The organism is Herbaspirillum sp. B65, assembly GCF_000333555.1.
GTDB classification, from domain to species: domain Bacteria; phylum Pseudomonadota; class Gammaproteobacteria; order Burkholderiales; family Burkholderiaceae_D; genus Herbaspirillum; species Herbaspirillum rubrisubalbicans.
The window spans coordinates 1-6,595 of record NZ_BADI01000893.1; the positions used below are offsets into that span (position 1 = coordinate 1).

7 protein-coding genes and 1 pseudogene are annotated in these 6,595 nt (G+C 61.7%); 5 read left to right on the forward strand and 3 right to left on the reverse strand.

Going from position 1 to position 6,595, the window contains the following annotated elements:
* Together I5W_RS21095 and I5W_RS21100 are read right to left on the reverse strand one after the other, a co-directional pair.
* Window positions 1-414: pseudogene (locus I5W_RS21095) on the reverse strand (ABC transporter permease); the annotation flags it as partial.
* Between the two features lie 33 nt (window positions 415-447).
* Complete coding sequence (locus I5W_RS21100) at window positions 448-1,488, reverse strand: ABC transporter substrate-binding protein (protein WP_026052076.1); 1,041 nt, start codon at window positions 1,486-1,488, stop codon at window positions 448-450.
* A 362-nt stretch (window positions 1,489-1,850) separates the two neighbouring features.
* On the opposite strand from I5W_RS21100, the gene I5W_RS21105 reads away from it, so the two are divergent.
* The 5 genes from I5W_RS21105 to I5W_RS21125 all read left to right on the forward strand — a co-directional run bounded on the left by I5W_RS21105 (window position 1,851) and on the right by I5W_RS21125 (window position 5,904).
* Window positions 1,851-2,615, forward strand: a complete 765-nt coding sequence (locus I5W_RS21105) for a GntR family transcriptional regulator (protein ID WP_231738771.1) — start codon at window positions 1,851-1,853, stop codon at window positions 2,613-2,615.
* 110 nt (window positions 2,616-2,725) lie between these two features.
* A complete protein-coding gene (locus tag I5W_RS21110) occupies window positions 2,726-3,520 on the forward strand; it encodes an enoyl-CoA hydratase (RefSeq protein WP_044530706.1) in 795 nt (264 codons plus the stop codon).
* Window positions 3,521-3,868: 348 nt separating this feature from the next.
* Complete coding sequence (locus I5W_RS21115) at window positions 3,869-4,825, forward strand: TorF family putative porin (protein WP_252717156.1); 957 nt, start codon at window positions 3,869-3,871, stop codon at window positions 4,823-4,825.
* Entirely contained in the window at window positions 4,818-5,225 is a 408-nt protein-coding gene (locus I5W_RS21120; RefSeq protein ID WP_044530707.1) for a hypothetical protein, read from the forward strand. The genes I5W_RS21115 and I5W_RS21120 overlap by 8 nt, the downstream gene beginning before the upstream one ends.
* A gap of 106 nt (window positions 5,226-5,331) precedes the next feature.
* On the forward strand, window positions 5,332-5,904 hold the full coding sequence (locus I5W_RS21125) for a hypothetical protein (protein WP_017452355.1): 573 nt from the start codon (window positions 5,332-5,334) through the stop codon (window positions 5,902-5,904).
* A 30-nt stretch (window positions 5,905-5,934) separates the two neighbouring features.
* On the opposite strand, the gene I5W_RS21130 is transcribed toward I5W_RS21125, so the two are convergent.
* A partial coding sequence (locus tag I5W_RS21130) for a response regulator (RefSeq protein ID WP_044530708.1) occupies window positions 5,935-6,595 on the reverse strand: 661 nt, incomplete at its 5' end.

The following is a 6,595-nucleotide window of genomic DNA, read 5'->3' on the forward strand; positions in this document are numbered from 1 at the left end:
GGAAGATGGCCGGCTTGTTGGCATGCCAAACCAGATGATGGCCAGCGGAATCCACGACACCGGCGGGATCGGCCGCAGCATCTGCACGGTCGGTTCGATGGTGCGCTCGACCCAGCGCCACCAACCGATGGCCACCCCCAGCGCAATGCCGGACACTGCCGCGATAAGATAGCCTGCCGTCACCCGCAGGCAACTGGCCATGGCGTCATAGATCCATTTGCCGCTGCTGTCCTGGGCCGCCTCATTGATGCCGAAGATCCAGTCCATCCAGGTCGCAAACACGCGCGAGGGCGCCGGCAGCAGCGAGGCCGGGATCATGCCCGAGCGGGAGAATGCCTCCCAGCCCAGCACCAGCAACAGCGGCACCGCAAAGCGCCACTTGGCTTCCGACAGGGATTGCTTCCATCCACTCATGATCGTTCCTTGGGGCTAGTGTGTCGTCGTGAATCAATAACCGAGTTCGGTCTTGGGCTTGCCGGTCACGCTCATCAGGAAGCTGTAGTCCATGTTCTTTTCTGCCAGCGCCGAGACATCGCTGGAGACGTACCTCAAGTCCTTCATCATGGCGGCAATGGCCTTGGTCTGGGTGCGGTACATGCGATAGTCGGGATAGGCATTGTTGAGCGCCTCGGTAGCGATCTTGGCATCCAGCCCGGTACCCTTGACGATGCTATTGATCCAGCCCTGCTTATCCTTCTGCAAGCCATCGACCAGCTTGACCACGGCGGCTACCGTTTCCCTGACTTCGGCCGGATGTTCCTTGATCACATCCGAACGCGTCACGATCAGGTTGGTCAGGCGACCGGCAGCCTGGTCATAGGGATAGGCAAAATGCTTGCCAACCCCGGTCATGCGGATCTGCGAAGCGAAAGGTTCGACCGAGCAGATCAGTTCCACCTCGCCGCGTGCCAGTGCGGCTGCATGGTCCGAGGGATTGGGGATGTTGATGAACTGCACGTCCTTGGAAGGGTCGATGCCATGCCCGGCCAGTTCGCCACGCATGTGCAGATCCTGCGCATTGCCGCGCGAAGCGGCAATGCGGAAGGGCTTGCCCTCGGCCTTGTATTGCGCAATCAGCTTCTTGAGACCGGCCCAGTCGTCCGCACCCAGCTTGCTGTCCTTGCCCACCAGCATCTCGGAACCGCCATTGACCTGGCCCGACACCGCTACCAGATCAAAGCCCTTGTCCAGCCCGCTGACGTAGGCCAGGTAAGTCACCTGGGCGATATCCACGCTCTTGGACACCAGTGCGGTCAGGGCATCGCTGCCGGCGGTGAAGTTGATGCCTTCAATCTCCACGTTCTGGGCCAACGCCGGCACCATGGCCATGGACATGCAATGCGCACACTTGGCATAGGCCAGCTTGATCTTCGGCTTGGCCTGGGCCAGCGCCGAGCCGGCGCCCAATGCAGTACAGGCCAGCAGGGTAGCCAGGGCGGCGGCCTTGAAGGACAGGCCGAAGGGGGACTTGCGGACTTGCTGTTGCATGGTGTTCTCCCAGATGAACAAGCGAAAAAATATTTTGTGACAATCCTGTTTTCTATTGCCACCGTTTATGCAAAGCCTGTGCCAGCCAGAAATGGCGCATCGCAAGCGCTGGGAATTGCCCGAACAAGTCCGATCTGATGGGCTTTCCGCTGATCCCGCCAGCCATGATGGGCCATCAGCAAGAAGCGGAAACGCACCAAACAAGTCCATCCTTGCGGTCAGAATCAAAAAAATGCCCCGATGAAGTGCAACAATAAGAAAGAAACTTTGTGCCTTGTTTTTTATTATTTTGTGACAATCAACCCGCACAATTTTCCGTTATGATGACGGGCAAACGCCATACCGCATCCATCCCAGACCTCATGAGCACCTCTACCGCCAGCAGCACCCGCAAGAAGCACAACAAGCACGAGAACCCGGACAACAGCCCCTTGCCCGGCCAGGCCTTCAGCGTGCGCCCGTTGGCCGGCGACGCCATCTACGAACGCATCGTCGGCGCCATCATGGAACACCGGCTCACTCCCGGCACCAAGCTGGTGGAAGAAAAGCTGGCCGGCATCTTTGGCGTGAACCGCACCCGCGTGCGCGAGGTGTTGGCACGGCTGGCGCATGAAGGCCTGATCATCACCATCCCCAACCGCGGCGCCTTCGTCGCCAGCCCCACCCCGGAAGAAGCCCGCAACATCTTCGCTGCACGCCGCCTGCTGGAGCCGGCCCTGCTGCGCCACCTGTGCGAACATACCCGGCCCGAGCACATCGCCCTGCTGCGCGCCCATGTCGCCGAAGAAGCCCAGGCCCGCGCCGACAACGACCGCCGCGCCATCATCCGTCTATCCGGCGAATTCCACATCCGCATCGCCGACATGGTAGACAACCCGGTGATGAGCAAGATGATGCGCGAGCTGGCCTCGCTGACCTGCCTCATCATCGTGCTCTACGACTCGCCCACGGTACCGGCCTGCACCCACGACGATCATGGCCACATCATCGACGCCATCTCCGAGGGCCGCACCGAGGACGCGATTGCCACCATGCTGGAGCACCTGCACCACATCGAAAGCGTGCTCGACATGTCCACCCCGCAAGGCGAGGACGACGATCTGGAAGCCTTGCTCGGCATGGGATGAATGCGGCGTATATGGATGCTTAAGGACGCTTTAAGCTCGCTTTGAGGTAGTCTGGAGGCTATGCCGGGCAGCGCAGACTGCCGGCCTCATCATCACCAGGAGACGAGATCATGCAAGCATCCAGCCCGCAATTGCTGCTACGGCACGACCAGCGCGGCATCACCACCCTCACCCTGAATCGCCCGCAGCAATTCAATGCGCTCTCCGAAGCCATGCTGCAGGCCCTGCAGACGCAACTCGACGCCCTGGCGCACGACGACCAGGTCCGCTGCGTGATCCTGGCCGCCAATGGCCGCGCCTTCTGCGCCGGCCACGACCTGCGCGAAATGCACGCCACTCCCGAGCAGGCTTACTACCAGCAATTATTCGAACGTTGCAGCCAGCTCATGCAATCCTTGCGAGCGCTACCGGTGCCCGTGATCGCCAAGGTCCAGGGCCTGGCCACGGCCGCAGGTTGCCAGTTGGTGGCCAGTTGCGACCTGGCGGTGGCCGCCGACAGTGCGCGCTTTGCGGTCTCGGGCATCAATGTCGGCCTGTTCTGTTCCACCCCGGCCGTGGCCTTGACGCGCAACCTGCCCATCAAGCGCGCCTTTGAAATGCTGGTCACCGGCAAGTTCATCGATGCCGCCACCGCCGCCGACTGGGGATTGATCAACCAGGCCGTGCCCGAGACGCAACTCGACGCCGCCACCGAAGCCCTGGCGCGCGAGATCTGCAGCAAGCCCGCCATCTCGATGGCACGCGGCAAGGCCCTGGTGTACCGGCAGCAGATGATGGCGCTGCCCGATGCCTATGCCCACGCGGCCGAGGTGATGGCCTGCAACATCATGGACGACGAAGCGATGGAGGGGATCGCGGCGTTCCTGGAAAAGCGTGCGCCGCAGTGGCCGTCGACGCAGGCTTGATGGCGGCGAGGGTGACTTGCGCACCGGCACCATGGCAAGCGCTCAGGTTTTCATCAGGTACCACAGCACGGGCGCGTCATGGGCATCCAGGTCAGGTAGCGAGCTGTGGGTGGCCCGGATAAATGATAAGGAATTAGAAAGTTAACCAGAAGAAAAACTAAATATTTCTATAAAACGCTCTCGCCTTTTGAGATATCGTAAAAGAGGAATCGCCAGCAATGACGCGGCCATCCGCGATCTTCCGATCGAACTTTTTACGCCATTTTTACGACGGACATTTAAAGTTTTACCTGGATTAAACGTCACAAAATCTAAGCTTCATGCTCCTCAACCCGTGGAGCATCCAGCATGAACCGCCGTCCCTCACAACAAGACCAACAAGATCCAGAACAACTCGTCCGCTTCACGCCGCTGGGGCGGCGCCGCCTGCGCAATGCGCAACTGGCCGGCCTGGCCACACTGGCGGCAGCTGCTGCGCTGCTGACCATCGCCGTGATCGCGCCGGCCCAGGCGCAGGAAAGCGTGGCTGCTGCACCCGCCGCCGCTGCCGCAGATACCTCTGCTTCACCGCTGCATCTCACCGGCAATATCGGCGTGGTCAGCCAGTATGTGTTCCGTGGCACCACCCAGACCAATCAGAAACCGGCCCTGCAAGGCGGCTTCGACCTGAACCATGACAACGGTCTCTATGCCGGTGTGTGGCTGTCCAACGTGAGCTGGATTTCCGATGGCAATCCAGCCGCTTCGGCCAGCCTGGAAGCCGATCTCTACGGCGGCTGGAAGCCTGCCTTGAACGACTGGCTCAGCGGCGACATCGGCGTGCTGCACTATGCCTACCCCGGCAGCTATCCGGCCGGCATGACCAAGCCCGATACCACCGAGCTCTACCTGGGCTTGGATGCCAAGTGGATCGCCTTCAAGTATTCCTACAGCACCGGCGATACCTTCGGCAATGCCGGTACCAGCGGCACCACCTATGCCGACCTGTCGGTGAACCATGAACTGTTTGCCGGCATCAACGGCCTGGCCCACATCGGGCGCCAGCACTATACCGGCCCCAATGCCTCCAGTCTCTCCTATACCGACTGGAAGCTGGGCCTCAGTCGCGACTACTCCGGCTACGTGCTGGGTCTGGCCTACACGGGCAGCAATGCGCCGGGACGCCGGCTATACCATCCGCGGCAAGAACATCGGTCGCAACCAGTGGGTGGCGTCGATCAACAAGAGTTTCTGAGCTGCGTTTATCTGAAACGACAATGTGAACCGAACGTGAGAATGGGTAAGGAGGTGAGTCATCATGCGTAGCCGTCTACACTGGAAACGTGGCGAAGATCGCCTCCACCCGCTCTCGCCGCGTCATCTGTTTTTGCGTACCGCGCAGCGGCACCGCTATCGCTGCGTGCTGGTGGCGCTGCTGCTGTTCCTGATCTGCGCCAGCCTGGCGCCGCTCACGCAAGCGGTGGTGCCCTATCGTTCGGAGCAGGACTACGGTCCCTCGCCGCAGGCCTTGCAGCATCGTGAGGAGTGCCGGCGCCAGATCGGCCAGGCCATGGCCGGCAAGATAGAGGGCGAGGAATTCGTGGCCCGCAGTGATCACGCCTATTTCCGCTACGTGGTGCGGCAAGACTTGCGGGAAGTCATGTTCATCTGCGATGCAGGCAATGGCCAGATCCGCCGCCAGATTGATCTATGGGGGGATCTTTAGGTTCATATCGCGTTAGAACCCCCTGACTACGGTTGGGCTGGACAAGCGTCAAGGCTGACGGCAAGATGCGGCATCCTCATCGCTATTGCCATCATCCGACCTGCCCATGCAAGCCGATTACAACACCATCCTGCAATGGATCTACCTGTTCAATTCCCTGGCCCTGGCGCAGCTGGCCCTGAAGCAACTGGGCCGGCGTCGCAAGGCGCGGCAACTGGAGCAGCGTTTCCGTGCCGCACAGACTGCCGAGTGGCGCAACACCGCGCCTGAATTCATGACGGCCCGCCTGGGCCCGCCGCAATCCCAGCAGATACGTGAAGACGGCGCCAGCCTGTACCGTTGGCGCGGCGAGCGGCACTGGCTGGAGGCAAGCTACCGCGACAATCAATGCCAAAGCGTGGACGTGTCGGATCATCAGGAAGACAGCTTCCCCACCATCAACACCTACTTCAACTGCGCGGTACTGGCGGCACTGGCTTGTGCCTGGAAATTCTCAGGGCTGGCCGAGGCGCCGGAGTTGCCGGTGGCCGCGGCGGCCAAGCAATACCTGGCCAACTTCATCGTCTTTCTGGCAGGCTCCTGGCTGCTGTCCTTCGTGCTCAAGCGCCAGCGCCTGCTGCTCAACCTGGGCTGCATCGCCATGGTGGGGCTGGCGCTGCCGCTGCTGAACTGGCCGTGACCGGGCCATAGAGAACAAGCAGCCGGCAAGCTACTCGGCCACCACTTCGGCCACGCGATAACCGACGCCGATCTCGGTGAGGATGTGCACTGGCTGGGCCGCATCGTGCTCCAGCTTCTGGCGCAGGCGCTGCATGTAGATGCGCAGGTAGTGGCCATCTTCGGCATGGGATGGGCCCCAGCCGGCCACCAGCAATTGCCGGTGCGTGATGACGCGACCGGCGTCACGCAACAGGGTCGAGAGCAGGCGGTATTCGATCTGCGTCAGGTGCAGGGCTTCGCCATTGCGACTGACGCTGCGCGCCGGCAGATCCACCACCACCTCCCCCAGACGATACCGTCCACTGGACTGACCCGCCCCTGAGGCGCGCGCATGACGCCGCAACTGGGCGCGCATCCGCGCCAGCAGCTCGGGCATTCCGAACGGCTTGACCAGGTAGTCGTCGGCGCCGGCATCGAGCGCTTCCACCTTTTCGGATTCCTGGGTGCGGGCAGAGAGGATCACGATGGGCACGCTGCTCCAGTTGCGGATTTCGCTGATGACCTGCTTGCCATCGGCGTCCGGCAGGCCGAGGTCGAGGATGATGAGGTCGGGCTTGCGGGTGCCGGCTTCGGTGACGCCCTCGCGGGCGTTTTTGGCTTCGTGCACGATGAAGCCTTCCTGTTCCAGCGCGCTCTGACCAGCTGCGGAT

Bases quoted from the DNA above. Each gene is read 5' to 3' on its own strand.
- I5W_RS21100 (WP_026052076.1), bottom strand. From the start codon at position 1,488: ATGCAACAGCAAGTCCGCAAGTCCCCCTTCGGCCTGTCCTTCAAGGCC.
- I5W_RS21125 (WP_017452355.1), top strand. From the start codon at position 5,332: ATGCAAGCCGATTACAACACCATCCTGCAATGGATCTACCTGTTCAAT.
- I5W_RS21105 (WP_231738771.1), top strand. From the start codon at position 1,851: ATGAGCACCTCTACCGCCAGCAGCACCCGCAAGAAGCACAACAAGCAC.
- I5W_RS21115 (WP_252717156.1), top strand. From the start codon at position 3,869: ATGAACCGCCGTCCCTCACAACAAGACCAACAAGATCCAGAACAACTC.
- I5W_RS21120 (WP_044530707.1), top strand. From the start codon at position 4,818: ATGCGTAGCCGTCTACACTGGAAACGTGGCGAAGATCGCCTCCACCCG.
- I5W_RS21110 (WP_044530706.1), top strand. From the start codon at position 2,726: ATGCAAGCATCCAGCCCGCAATTGCTGCTACGGCACGACCAGCGCGGC.